18 protein-coding genes are annotated in these 20,782 nt (G+C 25.3%); 4 read left to right on the top strand and 14 right to left on the bottom strand.

Annotation, left to right across the window (positions count from 1 at the left end):
* Positions 1–59 precede the first annotated feature (59 nt).
* Both MBCUR_RS05345 and MBCUR_RS05340 read right to left on the bottom strand, forming a co-directional pair.
* Positions 60–1,892 carry an autotransporter outer membrane beta-barrel domain-containing protein gene (locus MBCUR_RS05345; RefSeq protein WP_067091208.1) on the bottom strand — a complete coding sequence of 611 codons (1,833 nt, stop codon included), beginning with the start codon at positions 1,890–1,892 and terminating at the stop codon, positions 60–62.
* A 474-nt stretch (positions 1,893–2,366) separates the two neighbouring features.
* Complete coding sequence (locus MBCUR_RS05340; RefSeq protein ID WP_067091206.1) at positions 2,367–3,920, bottom strand: radical SAM protein; 1,554 nt, start codon at positions 3,918–3,920, stop codon at positions 2,367–2,369.
* Positions 3,921–4,943: 1,023 nt separating this feature from the next.
* Between MBCUR_RS05340 and MBCUR_RS05335 the strand changes: the two genes are divergently transcribed.
* Positions 4,944–6,152, top strand: a complete 1,209-nt coding sequence (locus MBCUR_RS05335) for a GMC family oxidoreductase N-terminal domain-containing protein (protein WP_067091203.1) — start codon at positions 4,944–4,946, stop codon at positions 6,150–6,152.
* A 247-nt stretch (positions 6,153–6,399) separates the two neighbouring features.
* On the opposite strand, the gene MBCUR_RS05330 is transcribed toward MBCUR_RS05335, so the two are convergent.
* From MBCUR_RS05330 to MBCUR_RS05315, 4 genes are all read right to left on the bottom strand, one after another.
* Positions 6,400–6,855 carry an adenylyltransferase/cytidyltransferase family protein gene (locus MBCUR_RS05330; protein WP_211265129.1) on the bottom strand — a complete coding sequence of 152 codons (456 nt, stop codon included), beginning with the start codon at positions 6,853–6,855 and terminating at the stop codon, positions 6,400–6,402.
* 21 nt (positions 6,856–6,876) lie between these two features.
* Entirely contained in the window at positions 6,877–7,608 is a 732-nt protein-coding gene (gene hisA, locus MBCUR_RS05325) for a 1-(5-phosphoribosyl)-5-[(5-phosphoribosylamino)methylideneamino]imidazole-4-carboxamide isomerase (RefSeq protein WP_067091200.1), read from the bottom strand.
* A 272-nt stretch (positions 7,609–7,880) separates the two neighbouring features.
* Positions 7,881–8,834 carry a zinc metalloprotease HtpX gene (locus tag MBCUR_RS05320; RefSeq protein ID WP_067091211.1) on the bottom strand — a complete coding sequence of 318 codons (954 nt, stop codon included), beginning with the start codon at positions 8,832–8,834 and terminating at the stop codon, positions 7,881–7,883.
* A gap of 474 nt (positions 8,835–9,308) precedes the next feature.
* Positions 9,309–10,310, bottom strand: a complete 1,002-nt coding sequence (locus MBCUR_RS05315; protein WP_067091197.1) for an NADH:flavin oxidoreductase — start codon at positions 10,308–10,310, stop codon at positions 9,309–9,311.
* A 511-nt stretch (positions 10,311–10,821) separates the two neighbouring features.
* Here MBCUR_RS05315 and MBCUR_RS05310 point away from each other — a divergent pair.
* Both MBCUR_RS05310 and MBCUR_RS05305 read left to right on the top strand, forming a co-directional pair.
* Positions 10,822–12,123, top strand: coding sequence for a phenylacetate--CoA ligase family protein (locus MBCUR_RS05310; RefSeq protein ID WP_067091195.1), 1,302 nt, complete (start codon positions 10,822–10,824; stop codon positions 12,121–12,123).
* Between the two features lie 138 nt (positions 12,124–12,261).
* The gene (locus MBCUR_RS05305) at positions 12,262–12,693 is read left to right on the top strand and encodes an ACT domain-containing protein (RefSeq protein ID WP_067091192.1); all 432 of its coding nucleotides are present in this window, start codon (positions 12,262–12,264) and stop codon (positions 12,691–12,693) included.
* Between the two features lie 214 nt (positions 12,694–12,907).
* Here MBCUR_RS05305 and MBCUR_RS05300 read toward each other — a convergent pair whose 3' ends face one another.
* The 3 genes from MBCUR_RS05300 to MBCUR_RS05290 form a co-directional block, all read right to left on the bottom strand.
* Positions 12,908–13,063, bottom strand: a complete 156-nt coding sequence (locus tag MBCUR_RS05300) for a rubredoxin (protein ID WP_067091189.1) — start codon at positions 13,061–13,063, stop codon at positions 12,908–12,910.
* A 65-nt stretch (positions 13,064–13,128) separates the two neighbouring features.
* Positions 13,129–13,287 carry a rubredoxin gene (locus tag MBCUR_RS05295; RefSeq protein WP_067091186.1) on the bottom strand — a complete coding sequence of 53 codons (159 nt, stop codon included), beginning with the start codon at positions 13,285–13,287 and terminating at the stop codon, positions 13,129–13,131.
* A gap of 228 nt (positions 13,288–13,515) precedes the next feature.
* Positions 13,516–13,929: a universal stress protein gene (locus tag MBCUR_RS05290; RefSeq protein ID WP_067091183.1), complete on the bottom strand. Its 414-nt coding sequence runs from the start codon at positions 13,927–13,929 to the stop codon at positions 13,516–13,518.
* A 322-nt stretch (positions 13,930–14,251) separates the two neighbouring features.
* On the opposite strand from MBCUR_RS05290, the gene rqcH reads away from it, so the two are divergent.
* Entirely contained in the window at positions 14,252–16,363 is a 2,112-nt protein-coding gene (gene rqcH / locus MBCUR_RS05285) for a ribosome rescue protein RqcH (RefSeq protein WP_067091180.1), read from the top strand.
* Positions 16,364–16,584: 221 nt separating this feature from the next.
* Here rqcH and MBCUR_RS05280 read toward each other — a convergent pair whose 3' ends face one another.
* The 5 genes from MBCUR_RS05280 to MBCUR_RS05260 form a co-directional block, all read right to left on the bottom strand.
* Complete coding sequence (locus tag MBCUR_RS05280) at positions 16,585–16,920, bottom strand: OapC/ArvC family zinc-ribbon domain-containing protein (RefSeq protein WP_067091177.1); 336 nt, start codon at positions 16,918–16,920, stop codon at positions 16,585–16,587.
* A 175-nt stretch (positions 16,921–17,095) separates the two neighbouring features.
* Positions 17,096–17,449 carry an OapB/ArvB family protein gene (locus MBCUR_RS05275; protein WP_067091174.1) on the bottom strand — a complete coding sequence of 118 codons (354 nt, stop codon included), beginning with the start codon at positions 17,447–17,449 and terminating at the stop codon, positions 17,096–17,098.
* 9 nt (positions 17,450–17,458) lie between these two features.
* Complete coding sequence (locus MBCUR_RS05270) at positions 17,459–18,073, bottom strand: Era-like GTP-binding protein (RefSeq protein ID WP_067091172.1); 615 nt, start codon at positions 18,071–18,073, stop codon at positions 17,459–17,461.
* Between the two features lie 379 nt (positions 18,074–18,452).
* The gene (locus MBCUR_RS05265; protein ID WP_067091169.1) at positions 18,453–19,151 is read right to left on the bottom strand and encodes a metal-dependent hydrolase; all 699 of its coding nucleotides are present in this window, start codon (positions 19,149–19,151) and stop codon (positions 18,453–18,455) included.
* Between the two features lie 157 nt (positions 19,152–19,308).
* A complete protein-coding gene (locus MBCUR_RS05260; protein ID WP_067091166.1) occupies positions 19,309–20,553 on the bottom strand; it encodes a phospholipase D-like domain-containing protein in 1,245 nt (414 codons plus the stop codon).
* Between the last annotated feature and the right edge of the window lie 229 nt (positions 20,554–20,782).

The following is a 20,782-nucleotide window of genomic DNA, read 5'->3' as shown; positions in this document are numbered from 1 at the left end:
AAAAAAAAAAAAAAAAAAAAAAAAAAAAGAAATTCTAATATTATTTATAAACCTCTATTTTAGAATTTAAAATACCATGTGTTACCTTCATCTAATTCTTTAACTTTTTTTGGTGAATCAAGGATTAAATATTTAGTATACTTTTTATTGGCATACTTTGATGGTATTGTTACCTTGAAACTAAGAGATTTTTTAGGATTTAAAGCTTTAATCTTGTAATTTTTATATTTTCCATTATACTTAATTCTTAAGTAAGTTGCTTTTGAAGGTAAATACCCATCATTATATACTTTAAACTTATAGCTATTACCTGATCTTGTTATGGCATTTTTGTATAATATTAAATCTGGTCTATATCTAAAGATTTTAAGATATCCTTTTTTTGCTGTAAGTTTAGATGATTTAACAGTCACTTGATCAGATACCATTACAGGACACCCAGACTTAGCAGTTATTGTGCTTTTAGAAATTGTTCCCTTTGAATCAAGAGCAGCAAATGCAGCAGGTGCTTTTCCAGTAGCAGTTATTTTAGAATTTTGAACTTTACCATTCCATTTAGAACTCAAAACAGCAACTGTATTAATATCCCCACTTACAGAAATATTAGAATTTAGAATATTACCAACCCAATCCTTAGAATAAATACCTCCATTTGAGTAGCTGCCTTTAATTATTATGGAACTGTCAGAAATACTACCTATCCATTTATTAGATGAAATTCCAACATTAACTTTGTTATTTGAAGTTTTTATGATTGATTTAACAATGTTACCTTTCCAATTATCAATATTTACTCCAATAATATAATTTCCATATAAGTTAATTTTAACATTGCTAATAGATATGTTAGTAAGAGATTTAGCATTTGAGTTAATCGCTGCATAACCTATACTGCTAGTTCCATTACCATAAAAGTTGATTGTTAAAGATTGGAATTTAACTCCACTAACTGATGCATTAAAAATATCTGCTTTGTTTTTGTAGAAATTTATTATAGTATTATTGGTACTTTTAATGTTTAAAGCTTTTTTAATATTTATTGTGTCTGTTAACTTGTAAGAAGGAGTTTCAAATATTAAATTTCCTCCAGTTTTTGCTTTTACTATCCAGCTATTTATTTCATTTACAGTTGTATACTCACTAACATAAAAATTGGTAGAAGAAGAAATATCAGTATTTGTCATGACTAAATTTCCATAAGTATTATAAATTTCTTCATAAGAGTTACCTCTAAAGTAAGAATCTGTTATAGTAATATTGGCGAATAAAGAACCAATAGCTCCACCATTTTTTCCTTTATTTCCTAAAAATTTAGTATTATAAACTTTAAGAGTGCCTGTTGCCATAATACCTATAGCACCACCTGCACCACTAGCAGTATTAGCTATAAATTGGGAATTTTTTATAGTTAAGTTACCATTGGTAAAGAAAATGGCACCACCATCAGTACTTGCACTATTGTTTGCAAAAACACAATTAGTTACTGTAACAGTGCTGTTATCTCCAGCAACAATAGCTCCACCAAAGTTACTAGCTCCATTTTTAAAGTATATATTATTTAATTCTACTTTAACATTACTATTAATAGTAAATATGGAATCTTGCTTTTTACCATCAAATAAAACATTATTACCTTTACCTTGAATAGTTAAATTTTTATTAATAGCTATTCCGGTATTATTCTCACCAAAATAAACCCCATCTTCTAAAAATATAGTTTCACTGTCCCCAACAGTGTCAATAGCTGTTTTTAGCCCACCATCGGTAGTATTGGTTATGGTTTGATTAGCAGCACTTACACTACCAATCATCCCAATAGCTAGAAAAACAGATATTAATATTATTAAGAACAATAAACTATTCTTTTTTCCAGTGCCTTCTTTATTAATCATCTTAATCCCACCTATATTAGTTTTTAAAAAAAAAATTAAAATTTTTATATATATTTATATATAACCTTATAGATTTTTAATGATATATACTTTTATAAAACTTTTAAAAATATTAAAATTGTAATGTAGGATGTATCACGATTCAAAATTTTAAATTTTAAATTTTATATAATTTAAAATTGATTTTAAATTGATTAAATAAACCCAATTCTCCTTTTCTCTTCAAAATTTTTTTTTATAGATGAAAATAGAGAGAAACAACTAAATCTTTCAATAAAATATTGCAAAGAAAAGAAAGAAAGAAAAAGGAAGAGAAAAAAAAAAGAGAAATAAGAAAAAAAGAGGATTAATTTATAAACAAAAAAAGATTGTTAAAAATTCGGGACTATGAGAATTTTGATGAGAAAGTTTACTATTAAAAGTGGATAAGTAGTATTTTTCAATTATTAATGTTATTAAAAAGTTAAATAATAATTAATCATAATCATTTAACAATTGTTCATACTGTTTTTTGAAAAATGATTCTTTGATTCCAATATCTATGTTTTTCCATGGTAAATCATCCTCAATTTTATATCCTTTTGAATGTTGGTTCCATTGTTTAATATCTATTTTTAAATCATCAAAATTATTCTTATCTAAAATATCTGGAATAGATTTTTGAATTAATTCACCTATTTCCCTTCCTTTTGTGGATAAAACATATTGGATCAATCCCATTTTAGGACTATCAAATTTTATATCAAAATTTTTTAATTCTTTTTTCATGAGCCTTATTTTTTTCTTAATATCTTTAATGTCATATCCCATCCATTGAAAAGGAGTATGAGATTTTGGAATTAGTGGATTAACAGAAAATTTAATCTTAGATTTAGGTGTTATACTATTTTTTAAGGTGTTAATGTATTTAATATATTCAACAAGCTCTTCAATAGAGACCATATTTTCTCCAGGAATTCCTATTAAAAAATAGAATTTTATATTGAAGTTTAGTTTAAATGCTTCTTCAATGACTTGAAAAATTTTTTCATCATTTATATCCTTGTTTAATCTTTTTCTTAAAGTATAAATTGATTCTGGGGCTAAAGTAATTGATTTGGCTCCAGACTCTTTTAAATTTTCTAAAGTTTCCTTTGTAATAGATTCAATCCTAAGAGATGGCATTGAAATATCAAATCCTAAATCCAATAGCTTTTTACTTAGCTCATCAATTTGTGAATAGTCAGAAACTGATGGAGCAACAAGAGAAATCTTATTTAATCCTGTCTTGTCTCTTGCATCAATTGCAGTATTAAGTAACTTATTTAAAGATGTTTCTCTCATTGGTCGATAGAGATAACCAGACATACAGAATTTACAAGATCTAAAACATCCTCTTGAAACATTTAAAAGTATTGAATTTCCAAGGGCAGGTTTAAAATCTGATTCATCAGTTTTAGTAACAATGGGAGAGTTTAGATGAAATGCATCATCCATATCACTTACAATCATTCTTTTAACTAATTTATCATATAAATAAATTCCTTCAATATCTAAAAAAGATTCTATTTCTTTTTTTGGATTGTTCAAGGTTTTAAACTTATCTAAAAATTTATCTAAAACCACTTCACCTTCTCCAATAATAAACAAATCAACAAAATCAGCTAAAGGTAGAGGATTAGAACTTATACATGGTCCACCTGCTATTATTAATGGATAGCTATTATCTTTTTCATTTAACCTATCTTCTACTTTTAGTGGGATGTTAGATGCTTTTAAAATCTTTAAAACATTAAAATAATCCTGTTCATATTGAATTGTAAAGCTTACAATATCAAATTCACTTAATGGAGTATTTGTTTCAATGCTGCGATGATTTGGATAAATTACTCTTTCACAAAATGAGTCTTCTCGAGCATTAACCATTCCATAGATTATTTGATAACCTAAAGATGACATAGCAGTTCTATAAAGGTTGGGGTAAACTGAAGCAAGATTAATATCAACTTCAAGTGGATTTTTAATTATGATATTTTCTTCATTTAACATAAAAAAAAAAGCAAAAATAAAGTATCTAAATTGTTTATTATATTAATAATCATTGAATAATAAAATAATTTAATAAAAAAATATTTAATAAAAAAATAATTTAATAAAAAAATATTTAATAAAAATGAAAAGTAAAAAGTTAAATAATGAAATTACAGAAAAATTAGAAAAAATAATATTAATAATATTCAAAATATAAAAAAATGAGAAAAAATAAAAAATAAAAATTTTTAAAAAAATAATATGGTTCTATGATTCTTAAACCTATTCTGCATCCATCATTTCACCATATACGATTTCAATTTCGCATCCTTTAGGTCCACAACAGAAATGTTGTATTTCAAGTTCAATCATCATATTTTCACCTCCGATAGTAAATATCTGGTAAAATATAAGTCTTAATGCAAATATTTTATCAATAATCTATATAATTTTTTTAATATAAATATTTTGTTACTTATCTTATCACTATATCAACTAAAGATTTTTATATGTAATTTTCATCAAAATCAGAAAATAATTTTCATATTTTATAAATAAATTAAAATTTAAATAGAAATTTAGTATTTTTCTTATAAACTGACATAAGTGGAACAAAAAGGAAATAATTTAAATAAAAATATTTAAATAAAAATATTTAAATAACAATATTTAAATAACAATTGTTATAAATTTAAATATATATAAGAATATTATTCTATAAATTCAAATTATTTTATAAAATTTTTATTTAATTAAAAAATTTTTAATTAATTAATCTTTAAAAAATATTAATGAAAAATTTATCTTAAAAAAATTATCTTAAAAGATATTTATTTAAAAAAAATATTATTTAAAAACAACAAAATAAAAATGATTTTTAATTGCTTTTATTTTTAATGGCTATTGAAAAATGAATATTATAAAAAGTTTTTATTTAATAAAAAGATATTTACTTGAAAAATGATTTTCTTTAATTTAAAAAAGTTTTAGAAGAAATTAAAATACAAAAATTTTTAAAAAAATTAAAAAATAGGTGATTATGTGGTATTAATTATTGGATCAGGTGTAGGTGGGTCAATATTGGCTCAAGAGTTAGCATTAGCTAAAATTCCAGTTACCATAGTAGAAAAAGGATCTTTCATTGATGTTAAAGATTCTGGTGATGCTTACAATGATGACACAAATGAAACTCTTGACCTTTTAAAAACCGAGTGTGTTGGAGGGTCAAGTGTTGTTGCAGCAGGCAATGGTGTTAGAATACTTGAAGATGAGATGAAAGAAATTGGAATAGACATTTCAAAAGAATTAGATGAAGTAGAAGAATTACTTGGCATTCATCAAATGGATGACTCTCATATTGGAGTAGGAACAAAAAAATTCATAGATGCCACCCAATCACTTGGACTTAATGTTATTAAAATGCCTAAGTTCATCAGAGAAGAAGATTGCACCCAATGTGGAAAATGTGCATGGGGATGCCCTGTAAATGCAAAATGGACAGGACAAGACTTTATTAAAATTGCTGTTGAAAATGGGGCAGAATTACTTGATGATCATGAAGTAATAGACATAATCAAAGAGGATGGTCAAGTAAAAGGAGTTAAAGTAAAATCAAAAGATGGAGAAAAAATTATTGAAGATAACTTAGTGATTTTATCTGCAGGAGCTATTAACTCAGCAACTTTACTTCAAAAAATAGGAATTAAAGCTGGAGAAAAGCTATTTGTAGATCCATTTGTTTCTATAGGTGGAAAAATAGATAATATTAATTACAACAGCGAAGTTTTAATGAATGCATTACATCTTGGTAGGAACTTTGTTCTTGCACCTCATTACTCAATGTTTATAGGGGAAAATGTTCCAGAAGGAATAGGAACTGGGGATATTTTAAGCATAATGGTTAAAATACCTGATGACACCCTTGGAAGAGTTATAAATGGCGAAGTTATTAAAGAAAATACAACAAAAGACATAAGATTTTTATCTGAAGGTGCTGCAACAGCTGGAGCTATTTTAACAGCAGCAGGTGTTGATCCTTCAACATTCACATCAACCCACCTAAGAGCTTCACATCCAGGAGGAACAGCAGCAATTGGAGAAATAGTTGACACAGACCTAAAAACAGAAGTAGAGGGGCTGTATGTTGGTGATGCCAGTGTAATCCCAAAAGCACCAGGAGCTCCTCCAATAATAGCTATTCTTGCTTTAGCTAAAAGATTATCCAAACACATAATTAAAGAGCTTTCATAAGTTCTTTAATTTAAATTTTTTATATTAAAATATTTTATTTTTAATAGTTTGTTTTTAGTTAATTTTTTAATAACTTCTTTTAAACTTTATTTTTATAATAAATTTATTTCTATTAATCTATTTCTATTCATCTATTTTATTAATTTATTTTTATTGATTTAAAATAGGTGATATTTAACTTACTTTTTTTATATTATTAGCTATTTGCTTTGAATTGTATATTAAGTTAATGCTTTTTTTAATTAAATTACTTACAATTTCTCAATGAATGTTGGAAGTCTGTGTTTTTTATTTTTTTAATGATTTTACAGGAACTATCAAGTTCAGATTTTTTATAATCGTCCACTCTTTTAACTTCCACTGCTATTCCATTTAATTCAAGTTGTTTTTGTAATTTAGAAGTATCAAACTCTTGATCATTGCCAATAGCTATTATATTTGGCTTAATTTCTTTAACTATTTTAAACATATCTGTATTATGACCTAAATATGCTTCATCTACGGATTTTAACATTTTAATCATTTCTAAACGTTGGTTTTCATCAACTATAGGGACTCTTTTTCTCTTTCTAACAGTAGAATCACGTGCAACTACAACTACTAATTTAGCTTCACTTCCCCCCAATTCTTTTGCTTTTTTAAGATATAGTCCATGTCCTGGGTGCAAAATATCAAATGTGCCTGTTGCCATAACTATTTTCATAATTCCACCAAAAAAAAGAGATTATTTAGTTTTTAAAGCTTCTTTAAACTCTATTTTATTTTTGTACAATGCTGAACCTATAACAACACCATTAACCTTAGAACGTTTAAGCTCTTTTAAATCCTCAATAGAACTTACTCCACCAGAATAAACTATTGGAAGTTTTGTAGAGTTAAGAAGTTCAATTAAAGGATTAATGTAGAAGCCATTAATTAAACCTTCAACATCAACATTTGTAAATAAAATACTTCCTGCACCAGCCACTTCAAATTCTTTACTCAACTGAGATGGATTTTTATCTATGTTTTCAGCCCAACCTTTAATAAGAACCTTGTTGTCTTTACTATCTAATGAAATCATAATTCTGTCAGAGCCATACTCATCAGAAAGCTCAGTAATGATTTCAGGGTTTTTAATTCCCATTGTTCCAATTATAATTCTATTAATATCTAAATCTAAAAGTGTTTTAGCATAATCAATGGAACGAATTCCACCACCAAGCTGAATTGGAACTGAAACCTCGTGCAAAATATTTTTAATAGCCATTAAATTAGTTTTATCATGAATAGCTCCATCCAAATCAATAATATGGAGAATTTCAGCCCCTTGATTTTCCCAATCAAGAGCAACAAGTTCAGGATTTGGTATTTTAACCATTTCTGTGCCAGGTTTACCTTGAACCAATTGAACACAATTTCCATCCTTAATATCAACAGCAGGAATAACAAACATTTTATCTTTAACAAATGACATATAACACCAGAATATTGAAAAATTTATATTTAAATACTTTTTTACTTTAAAAACTAAATAATTCATTTACAGATTTAAGATTAATAAAAGCATTACTTATAAAATACAATGCTCTATTTCTAATAGCTTTTGATCAAACTTTTTCTAAAAGTTTGTTTAAAATTAATAAAAGCATTACTTATAAAATACAATGCTCTATTTCTAATAGCTTTTGATCAAACTTTTTCTAAAAGTTTGTTATAAATAAATAAAGGTTAAAAAAAATAAGAAAATTAGAGAAGCCTTGAAAGACGCTCCATTCTTTTAAGCATATTGGGATGTGTAGAAAATGCCTCTTTAAACTTAGTCCAAGTTGAAAGATTTAATTTTCTATATTTTAATTGTGCAAGCTCTGATGGAGAAATATTTCCATCTCCATCAGTGTCTATTTGAGAAAGCTCATGTATGTCAAAGTCTGAGTTTCCAACATCATTTAAAAATAATGCAGAACTACCTTTAACTTCTTTAATAGCTTCTTTATCACTTTGAGATGCACCATAAACAAGTTTATATAATGCGGAAGCCAATTTATCTGGTGAATTTCCAAACTCAACACTTGCTTGGTCTGCATAGTACTCCCTCACTCTTGAGATGAACAAAACAATTAACTGCCCTATAAAATAAGCTATCCATGCTAAAATACCAATTATTACACCTGCACCATTATCTCTTCGTGAAAATAAAAATGATATTCCAACATAGTAACAAATTAATGGAATTCCACTAGCTATTGTTGTTATAATCATGTCATTATGTTTTATATGACCTAATTCATGACCTAAAACTGCTTTAACCTCATCTTCTCTTAGAATATTTAAAAGTCCTCTTGTTACACAAACCCTTCCATCTCTTTTATATCTTCCAAAAGCAAATGCATTAGGAACAGGAGTTTCAGAAACACCAATTTTAGGTTTAGGGATATTAGCAATAGCTGCTAAATCCCTAACAATTCTATGTAAATCAGGAGCCTGTTCTTCTGTTACATAGTTTACTTTCATTGACCATTCAACAAGTTTTGGTCCAAGCCAATATTGAACAGCTACAATAATAATTCCTAAAGCAGGATATACTTGGAAGTATCCAATACCCAAAAATGATGCTACAACAATGACAACTGCATATACTAATGCAAATAACAATGCCATTGCTATCCATAATCTTAATTGAAGTTTCCATAATCCTTTCATTTTATCAACAACTGTCATTAGTAAGTATTTAATATGCATAAATCATTTATAAATTTAAAAAAAGTATAAAGTAATCTAAATAATTAAAAATGCCTCTAATAATATATAGACAACAATTATAGACAATAATTATATATAGATATCTATACTAAAAAATTATATTTAATAAAATATATTTTTTATATGATTTATATTTTTCTATGAAAAAACAATGCTGTCAACTTAAGAAAAATCTTTTTCAAAATTATCATTAGTTTCATTAAAAGATTTAAATTGATTATATACAAGGATTTCAATTTATAATAATTATCATGAAAATTATATTAAAAATTCCTTAACTTGACAGAATTGATGAAAAAACAGCTTTGCCGATTAAATATTTTCTTTTTTTTCTTTACTTGTCCAAGACAAATTAGAAAATCTATGATCTTCTTTACTTTTCTTAATGAATTCTGTTAATAGTTTAAATTAAGTTTACTTGTTTAAAATATTGTGAATAGTATGTGCTGGGCATTTAGTATGGTCTTCATACCAAAAGCAAGGATTACATCCAAGACATTTCTTTAAATCCTTTTTATATGAGAGATGTTTTGTAAAATCAGGGTCGGCCAATATCCCTCTACCAACTCCTGCCAAATCAGCATATTCATTTTTTAAAAGTATTTCAATTTCTTCAGGTGTTCTAAGATGATATACACCTATAACAGGAATATTTACATTTTGTTTAATAATATATCCCGAATAAGCTATATGACTTAATTCAAAATCAGAAGGCACATTGTTTGCTGGCTCTTCCATTCCAAAAGTTATATCTAAAAAATCAACACCTTTTTCCTCAAGTAATTTAGCTGTAGCAATGCCTTCTTCATTGTTTGGCATATATAATCCCATTCTAACACCAACTATAAAGTTATCTCCTGTGTTTTCACGGATTTTTGCTAAAATATCAGTTAAAATTTTAATTCTCTTCTCTAAACTTCCTCCAAAATTATCATCACGCTTGTTTTCTCTTGAGTCTAAAAACTTACATAAATAAAAACCATGAGCAAAATGATATTCTACACCATCAAAACCTAATTTATAAGATTTTATCGCTGCTTCAAGCATCTCTTTTTGCTTTTTTTCAATATTTTCTTTAGGAATTTTATTAATATCTACTGTTTTATCCCCTCCACAGAAAAGTTGCATCATTACCTTAGCACCATAAAACTTTGTATTGTATGCAATGGTTTTTAAAACATTTTGACAATATTTTGTCCATTGATTCTCCTCTGTTAAAACTCCAGAAACATCTGTGGCTTCTAATATTATAAGTCCAGTTCCTCCTTTTGCTGCTTTAGTATAATGATCAATATGTTCTTGACCATAAAAATTCCCTTCATCCCCATTAAAAGAAAATGTCCTCATTGGTAACATTACAATCCTGTTTTTAAGTACATTTCCTCTAATAGATAAACTGTCATTAAATTTAGTCATTTTTTCACATTTTTTTAATTTAGCTTTAATTTAACTTTAATTCTAATTTTAACTCTAATTTTAATTAGATATACTATTAACTTTATTATTATACTACAATATCAATTTTATTATAATGAATAAAATTATATTATTTATTTTTAATTTAATATTTTGTAAAAATGTCTTTTTATAGTTAATTTTCTTTATAATAATTATTTAAAACTAGCAATATCATTTTTATATTTTTTAATATAAGTAATAACTTCAATCATAATATATATAAAAATATGTATAAAAATAAAAAAAAATCATCATATTTGTCAAAAAAATAAAAAATAAAAAAAATAAAAATAAAAAATAAACAATAAACAATTTTAAATCAAAGTTCTTAAATTGACAGAAGCGATAAAAAAATGAAAATTAATATAAATAATAAATTATATATTTTTTAATGTTATAAAATTAATATAAATTGATGTAAAATAATATAAAACTGATGTTAAATTATTATAAAATCGAAGGTATATGAATGATATGGAATAAAAAAATTGAATGTGCTTCTCGAGAAGAAATAAAAGAACTACAACTTGTTAAATTGCAAAAAACTATTAAAAATGTCTTTGATAATGTTCCCTACTATAGTAAAAAATACACAGAATATGAAATTTATCCTGAAGATATTGAAACTCTTAAAGACATTGAAAAACTTCCATTTACTACAAAAGACGACTTAAGAGAAAGTTATCCATTTGGAATGTTTGCAGTTGATAGAAAAAAAATAATTGAAGTTCATTCTTCATCAGGAACCACGGGAAAACCTGTTGTTTCTGGTTATACTTCAAAAGATATAGAAAACTGGGGTGAAGTAATAGCTAGAGGATTAACAATGATGGGTGCAGATGATGAAGATATTATTCAAAACACACATGGATATGGGCTATTTACAGGAGGATTTGGAGTCCATTATGGATCTCATAAAATTGGAGCAACAATAATCCCAATTTCAACTGGACAAAGTAGAAGACAAATAGAAATTATGAAAGACTTTGGAACATCAATTATGATTTTTACACCATCATATGGAATGTATTTAGCTGAATTAGCTGAAGAAGAAAATGTTGACTTTAATAATCTCAACTTAAAAGCCATTGGATTTGGTGCTGAAATATGGACAGATGAAATGAGAAAATCGATAGAAAAACGTTTTAAAGCTCCAGCATACAATATTTATGGACTAACAGAATTAATGGGGCCTGGAGTAGCTGTTGAATGTAAAATACAAGAAGGGTTACATCTTCAAGAAGACTTTTTCTACCCAGAAATTATTGATTCTGAAAGTGGAAACACATTAAATGAAGGAACAGAAGGAGAATTGGTTTTGACTAATTTAGAAAGAGAAGGAATGCCACTTATACGATTTAGAACAAAAGACATAACAACTATTTCATATGCAGAATGTGAATGTGGCCGTAATACTGCTAGAATAGAAAGGATAACTGGTAGAAGCGATGATATGATAAAAGTTAAAGGTGTTGCAGTTTTCCCATCACAAATAGAAAAAGCATTACTTAAAATAGATAATATAGAGCCACATTATCAGATCATTGTTACAAGACCCCATTTAATGGACGAAATTGAAGTAAAAGTAGAAGCTTCACAAAATCTTTTCTCAGACGATGTTAAAGAAATGATTAATATTAAACAGAAAATTGAAGATTATATCTTTAATGAAATTGGTTTGAGAGTAAAAGTGTCTCTTGTAAGTCCAAAAAGTATTCCTAGAAGCGAAGGAAAAGCAGTTAGAGTCATTGACAAAAGGAATTTACATTAATGACAAACTTTTTTAAAAAAAAGTTTGATCAAAAATTACTTGAAAAATAAATCATTTTATTTTATAAAAAATACGTCATTAAAAAAAAAAAATAGTAAGATTAAAAAAATTTAAAAATAAAAATTAAGGAGATAAAAAATGAAAATCAATCAATTATCCATATTTTTAGAAAATCAAAAAGGTAGATTGTGGGAGGCGTTAAATACAATAGCTACTGGAAAAATAAACATTCGAGCTCTTTCATTAGCTGATACATCTGAGTTTGGAATATTAAGAATTGTTGTAAATGATCCTGAAAAAGGTAAAAAGCTTTTAGAAGAAAAGCAGTTTATTGTAAAAATAACTCCAATTGTAGGCGTTGAGCTCTCAGATACACCTGGAGGGCTTTCTAGTGTATTAAAAATATTAACAGATAATAATATTAATTTAGAATATCTTTATGCATTCACACATGAAAAAACGGAAAAAGCTATTTTACTTCTCCAAGCTAAAGACTTAGATTTACTTATTAAAATCTTAAAAAAGCATGAAATAGCTATTGTCCCTCCAGAAGAAGTTTATAATTTATAAATTCTTTTTAAAAACCAACAAATAATTTTTTAAAGCTAATGTAACTTAAACTCCTTTATTTATTCTAAATTTTTAGCTAAAAATATCTATAGTTTCTACAGCCTAAAAGAAAACTAGAAATTAAAAAAAGAAAAAAATATTATAATTCAAATAATAAAAAAAAGAAAAAAAGGAAAAATAAAAAAAAACAATAAATCTAATAACAAAATAATTTTTATTTTTCAGCAAACATTGTTTTTTCTGCTCCACACATTGGACAAACCCAATCATCTGGAAGATCACTGAAAGCAGTTCCTGATTCAACACTATTATCTGGGTCGCCAACTGAAGAGTCGTATTCATATCCGCATAAAGTACACACATTTACCATAATAATCACCTTTAAAAATTTTTTTAATTCAAGCCAATAATCAAAAAAAAAAGCTAAAAAATCATTTAAATTGCTACAAAACTTTTTTTAGGTGCTCCACAAGAAGGACATTTAAAAGTATCAGGTACATCATCCCATTTTGTTCCAGCCGCTAAATCTCTTCTTTTTTCACCATTATCCTCATCATATACATATCCACAGACTTTGCATTTAAATTTTGCCATTTTATCACCTTAAAAATTTAACTTATAAAAATACATTAAATTAAAAAAAAAAAAACTTAAAATAATAAATAAATATTTAGTAGATAATAATTGTATTTCATGATATAAATAATTATATTCATAAAAATATTATAAATTAATTAAAAATAATTAATGAATAAATTAAATAAAAATAAGTAGAAATAGATAAAAATAAGTAGAAATTAATAAAAATTTTTGAAATTAACTCTATTTAACCAATAAAATTGGAATTTTAAATGTTTTTATTATTCTATCAGCTACACTACCTATAAATAAACATTCATCTTTATTTTGATAGTCATGCTGATTAGACCCATATGGACTAATTACAACAATGTCTGCTTTTGATTGAGCAGCTATTATTTTCATATCTCTTAATGGATCCCCAGAAATCAAATGTTCAACAACTTCAACATCAAAAATTTTCGCTTTTTCTGTAACATTATGAAGAATTCTATCTCCATCATTTTCTAAATCTTCATAAAACTCTGTTGAATTCTGTGATGAAACAAATACTGCTGATATTTTAGCATCATATTTAAAAGCCATTTCAATAGCTATATCTTCAGCTTTTTGAGCATATTTAGACCCATCAGTTGGAACTAATATATTTTTAAACATAAAAACACCAAATAAACCAATAAAAAAGAAAAAAAATAAATTTAATTGGACTTAAAAAATTAAAAAATTAATAAAAAAATTCTTTTAAAACAAAACATGCAAGAAATTAAGTTTATTCAATACTATTATATTAATTAAATAGATAAATATTTTTCTATAAAAATTTAAAAAATTGAAAACTCTAAATTTTAAAAAATTTAAATTTAAAATTTTTAAATTTAAAAAATTATAAATTCAAAAAAGTATATAACAATAAAAGAATGAAATATAGTTTAAGAATAAATGTTTTTTAAGGAGAATTAGAATAAAAAAAAGTGTAATTATGAAATCAATGTCTAATGTGGATATATTTACTATAGTTCATGAATTAAATGATATATTAGTTGGAAGTAGGGTAGATAAGTCTTTTCAACCAAATAAAGATACTGTGGTAATGAGATTTAATGCTAAAGGAATTGGAAGGGTTGATCTTGTTTTAGAATCTGGAGTTAGAATCCATAAAACTCAATATCCAATAGAAAATCCTTTAATTCCTCCATCATTTCCTATGTTACTGAGAAAACGTTTGAAAGGAGCCCATATAACAAGCATTAATCAACATTATTTTGATAGGATTGTAGAAATTAAAATGAAAAAGGATGTAAGTTATACTTTAATAATAGAGCTATTTGCTAAAGGGAACATAATACTCTTAGATGAAAATAACCAAATAATAATGCCTTTAAAAAGGAAGTTGTGGAGTGATAGAGACATTAGTTCAAAAAAAGAATACAAATACCCTCCAAAAAAAGGAATAAATCCATTAAATTTAGAAATAAATGAATTATATGACTTATTTAAAAATTCAGATGACGATATTATAAGAACATTAGCGAAAAATGGATTTGGACACATTTATTCAGAAGAAATACTTATTAAATCAAGAATAAATAAAAACAAGGTTGCTAAAAGCTTAGACAATAATGAGATAAGTATTATATTTGATTCAATAAATGATGTGTTTAAACCGTTGAAAGAAAGAAATTTCAAAGCAAATATTGTTTTAAAAGAAAAATTAGAGATAGATACTAATAAAGAAGAAAAAGTAAATGGACAAAAAGAAAATAAAAATCTAAATGAAGATTCAAATAAAAATTTAAATGAAAATGAAAAAGAATTACAAAGAGAAATAGCTAAAAAATCAAAAGATGTCATTCCAATAGACATTGAATTTTATAAACAATTTGATAAAAAGTACTATGGCAGCTTTAACGAAGCTACAGATGAGTTTTACTCTTCAAAGATAAATGCTGAAATTAGTTCAACAAAAGAAAATGTATGGAACAAAAAAGTAAATAAATTTGAAAAAAGACTAAAACTCCAAGAAGAAACATTAAAAGACTTTGAAAATACTATAATTCTATCTAAAACAAAAGGAGACATTCTTTACACCCACTATAGCGAAATAGAAAATTTATTAGAAACAATAAAGACTGCAAGAGAAAATGACTATCCATGGATAGATATAGGAAAAATTTTGAAAAAAGCAAAAAAAGATGGATTAAAAGAAGCTCAAATTGTTGAATCCTTAGACAAACTTGGAAATTTAATCCTTGATATTGAAGATATGAAAATACTTATTGATTCAAAAGAAACAATAGAAGAAAATGCTGAAATTTATTATGAAAAAGCTAAAAAAGCTAAAAGAAAAATAAAAGGTGCTTTAATAGCTATTAAAAATACTAAAGCCCAGCTTAAAAAAATGGAAGACAAAAGAGCCATAGAGATTGAAAAAATTACTAGTCCACAAAAAAGAGTTAAAAAAGATTTAAAATGGTTTGAAAAACTAAGATGGTTTATCTCTTCAAATGGAATTTTAGTTATAGGTGGACGAGATGCCAATTCAAATGAAGATATTGTTAAAAATCACTTAGATAACAATGACCTTTATTTACATGCAGACTTGCATGGTGCACCTTCTGTAGCAATAAAATTAGGAGAAACAAGCCAAGAGGAATTAGATGATGAAAATAAAAATCAACTACTAAAAGAATCAGCCATTTTTGGAGCTTCATTTTCATCTGCTTGGGGAAACAATTATGGAAGCCAAGATGTTTATTGGACAAATCCTAATCAGGTTAGCAAAAGTCCAGAATCTGGTGAATTTCTTCCAAAAGGGTCTTTTGTAGTGAGAGGAAAAAGAAATCATATTCGTGGTGCTGATTTAAAAATAGCTGTTGGGATAGTAGATTATCAAGGAAAAAAAATAATGGCTGGACCATTAGATGCATTAAAAGCACACACCAAAAATTATGTAATAATTAGACCAGGTTATGAAAAAAAAGAAAAAATAGCTAAAGAGATTCTTCATAAAATTAATGAAAATAATTTAATTACTTTAGACGATGTTGTAAGAGTCTTACCCTCAGGAAAATGTGAAATAATTAGAAATTAATAAATAAATAATAAATAAATAATAAATAAATAATAAATAATAAGTAAAACAGTTAAACAAATCGTAATAATTCCAAAACTAGAAATAAAATTAGAATGAAAAAGAAAAAAAGACTTGAAATAAAATAATAAATTTTTGACATAGAATCAATAGAAAATGACACATAAATAATATAAAAACTATAAAGAAAAAGCTATAAAATATCTAAAAAAAAGCAAAAATTAATCATCTTTTTTCTTTTTTTGTAAAAGAGAACCTATATCTATTTTATATTGCCCCTCATTACTTGAATAAACTTCAGTTTCACCCTCTAATACATTAGATAAATTTAGTTCATAAATCCCTTTATCTTCAACCTTTATACTTTCAACATCTGCTTTATCTAATGATGATTCTTTCTTTTTTTTCTCTTCATCTTTAGATTTTGCGAGTTTTTCTGCTTTACGCTTCTCAGTATTTGGATTTATAAACTTATAACGTTTATTTCCACATTTAGGACATCCATTCAACATATCTCCATCTTGAATTTTAGTTCCACATTCTACACAAATATTCATAGTTTCTCACAAAAATTTTTGAAATGATAAGATTAAAACTATAGTTTTAAAAGTAATTTAAATTTATTTAAAGTTAATTAATTTAAAATTAAATTAAAATTAGCTTAAAATTAATTAATTTAAGTCATATGATAGTCCATATATAAATCTTAAAAAAAAAAAAAAAAAAAAAAAATTAGCTGTTGTCTAATTTTGCAACAACAGACAATAAGTTAGATTGTTTTTTAACAGTTTGCATAACATTTGCTGGACCAACTATAGTTATAACCACTTGTTTTTTTCTTTTAAGTCCAAATAAGGCTTTTGCATCTTTTTCTAAAGTATGAACATCAATTCCTACAAATTTTTCTATGTCAATTTCTCTCATAGTAGTCTCTATGAGCTCAGTTCTCTCAGCAGGGCTTAATCCACCTTCCATAACCACAACACTACCATCTTTTACACGTTCTATAATCATGTAAATTTTTTCCATGCTTGTAGCATTTTCAATAGCTTCAAAAGATATAAAATCCAGTTTTAATCCTTCCATAGTACCCCTCTAAGCAAACTCCTTAAACATAGCTTCATAAAGCTCATCCGTATTTTCACCATTTAATGCAGAAATTGGAACAATTTTATGCTGTGGAAAAACTGATTCAATTCTTTCAGTGTTAGAACCTTCCATATCAATCTTGTTTGCAACTATTAAAAATGGAATTTTGCGTGCTTCAAGATTACCTACAATAGTAATGTTTGTCTGTGTTAATGGATCAGTAGTTGAATCAATAACTAAAAGGACACCAGTAACATCATCTAGCCATTTAATAGCTTCAATAATTCCCTTAGTAGCTTCTTTTGCTCTTGTTTTAGCTTTTTCTTCTTCTAAGCCATATTCTAAGAAATTATGATAATCTATTTTTGTAGAAATTCCTGGAGTGTCAATAATATCAAAATCTAATTCTTTTCCATTTTTTTTAATTATTACTTTTTCTTCTTTTAAAACTTTCCTAGTTTCATGAGGCACATTAGATGCAGAACCAATTTCTTTACCCATCCAATCTTGAGCAATTTTATTTGCTAAAGTGGTTTTTCCAGAATTTGGTGAACCATACAGTCCTAATCCTATTTTTTTATTTTTTTTAAAGAAATTACGTATAAAATCAAAAAATCCCATTTTATCACATAAATATTTATAAAAATATAACTAACAATAATAACTAGCATTTAAGCTATTTTAAAAAAAAATGGCTAGTTAAACAATAAGCAAAATTTGTTAAAAAAATTTTATCAATTAAAATTATTTATTTAATAGTATATAAAGATACTTTAAAATTATTTATAAAAAAAGTAATTCAAAGTATACTGAATAATATAAAAAATAATATAAAATAATAAAATAAAAATAATAAAAATAATAAAAATAATAAAAATATTAAAAAAATCATTGCTTAATTCATGAATTATAATATTAATGATGCAATTCTAACTTTATATTAAACTATATTAAGTTAAATCTTTAAATGATTAAATTAAACTTAATACATAATAAATTGTCATAAATCGATCTGTTCTCCTGGATTAAGTATTATAACCTCAACATTTGGATTTAATTGAAATACAAAGTTAGAAAATATTGTAGTGTCTTGCTCAATTGGAGGAAAGGTATTATAATGAATAGGAACAACCATTTTAGGATTAATCCAATTTGTAGCTAATGCTCCTTCAAAAGGACCCATAGTAAATTTCCCACCAATTGGAATTAATGCTAAATCAGGTTTATAAATTTCACCAATAATTGTTCTCATATCTGAAAATAAACCTGTATCTCCTCCATGGAAAACTTTTTTACCTGATTCACTTTCAATTAAATAGCTACAGGCAACTCCACCATCTACAATTTCATCAGTAAAATCAATAGATGCAGAATGTTTTGCTTCTAACATAGTGATTTTAATGTCTTTTATAAAAATATAACCTCCAATATTCATTCCAATAGTATTAAAACCCTGTTTTGATACAAATAGTGAAATTTCATGGACTCCTATTGTGGTGGCACCAGTTCTGTTAGCTATTTCTAATGTGTCTCCAAAATGATCTGAATGACCATGAGTTAACAATATATAATCTGCATCAATTTCCTCAACAGGAATAGAACAGCTTGGATTGTTACTTATAAATGGATCAATTAATAATTTAACTCCATTATCTGAAATAATTTGAAATGCTGAATGTCCTAACCATTTAACTTCCATGATACTCCTCCAATTAGATAAAAATAAAATAGAGCAATAAAAATAAAAAAAATTAAAATATAAAAAAAACATTAAAAATGTTTTAAAAAATTTTAATTAAAATAAATATTAAAAAATAAAATATTAAAAAATATTCAACAAAAAATAACAAATTAAATCATTCATGGGACAAATTTATTTCTAAAACTTTTGCAATTGCCCATGTTGAAGCAAACGAATTTTTAATATTTTCTACAAGATTCTTATCAGTGTAAAGAGCCCCAACTTCTAAATTATCATTTATTTCGTTACTTGAAATAATTAATGCATAATTATCATCAGCAATTATATTTGTAGTATTAACAAAATCAGAAACCCTTACCTCTGCTCCTTGTTCAATTAAAGAACTTAATAAAAGCACATAAGATAAATCTTTAAAATCAAAATTTTTTAACAAAATTTTTACATCTAATGACAGCAAAGTGGATAAAAATTCTTCACTAGCTGACTTTAAATTAATAGTTTCAATAGATAATTCTTTATTGGCTCGTTTAGCAATATGTTCAAATGCTTTAAATGTAGTTAAAAATTTGTTTTCACATAAGACATAACTATCATTTTCGCTATCTACATTATTTTCTTTGCTATTTTTATTATAATTACTACTACCAGGAACAGAAGAAGAAACATTTCCATTATTATTATTATTATTATTATTATTATTATTATTATTATTATTATTATTATTATTATTATCTTCAGATTGAAGCTTAGTTAAAATTTCATTATCTTTTGAAGCATTTTGATTGTTTGTATTTAATCTGTTATTTAAATTATTATTTGGATTGTTATTTAAATTATTAGGGATATTACTATCATCCAAATCAACAGAGGTAAGAGGAACTGATCTTTTTTTTGGACGACGAGAAATAGGATGAGGTTTATTATATGTAGGTTTAATAATTAATTCTTTGTCATTTACATAAGTTTCTTCTGGAGGAGGTGAAAAAATGTCGCTAACAACTTTGGAACCATTAGATTTATTTAATTTTTTTACTTTGTTAGATTTTTTTCTTCCTTTATTTAAATTGCCATTATTAAAATTTTGACTATTTTTACCATTTTTAGATAAAATTGGGGGAATTTTTTTCCTTAAACTAATATCAGAAGACTTGTTTTTATTATTATTCCCAAAATCAAAACCTTGGTTATGATTATTGTCTTTAGTATTAAGTTTAGGAACTTTTAGCTTAGATTTAGCATGAACTCCAGAGAAAATTAAAAAAGCACCTACAATAAGAACTATGATACCAACAAACATAAAAATGTCTTTAAAATGGAAGATTATTGTTTGTACAATTATAATAATGCCCATTATAATTAGTAAAATTCCACCTGCAAAAGATTTCCCCAAACTTGCCATAAAAACCCCTAAATTAATAAAAAAAAAAATTATTTATTTATTTATTGGATTAATAAAAAATTTTTAATTTATTTTGTAAAATATAAATTTATATTTATAAAAACCATTTTAATATTTATTTTCCTATTTCTATCCTATTTCTAAAATTTATATATATAAATCTACATATATAAGATTTATTATTTATATTTATTATTTATAATGATTATATCTATTCTTTAGTTTATTA

The organism is Methanobrevibacter curvatus (genome assembly GCF_001639295.1).
GTDB classification, from domain to species: Archaea; Methanobacteriota; Methanobacteria; order Methanobacteriales; family Methanobacteriaceae; genus Methanoflexus; species Methanoflexus curvatus.
Note: the sequence above shows the minus strand (reverse complement) of the source record. Positions and strands in the feature narration are given on the sequence as shown.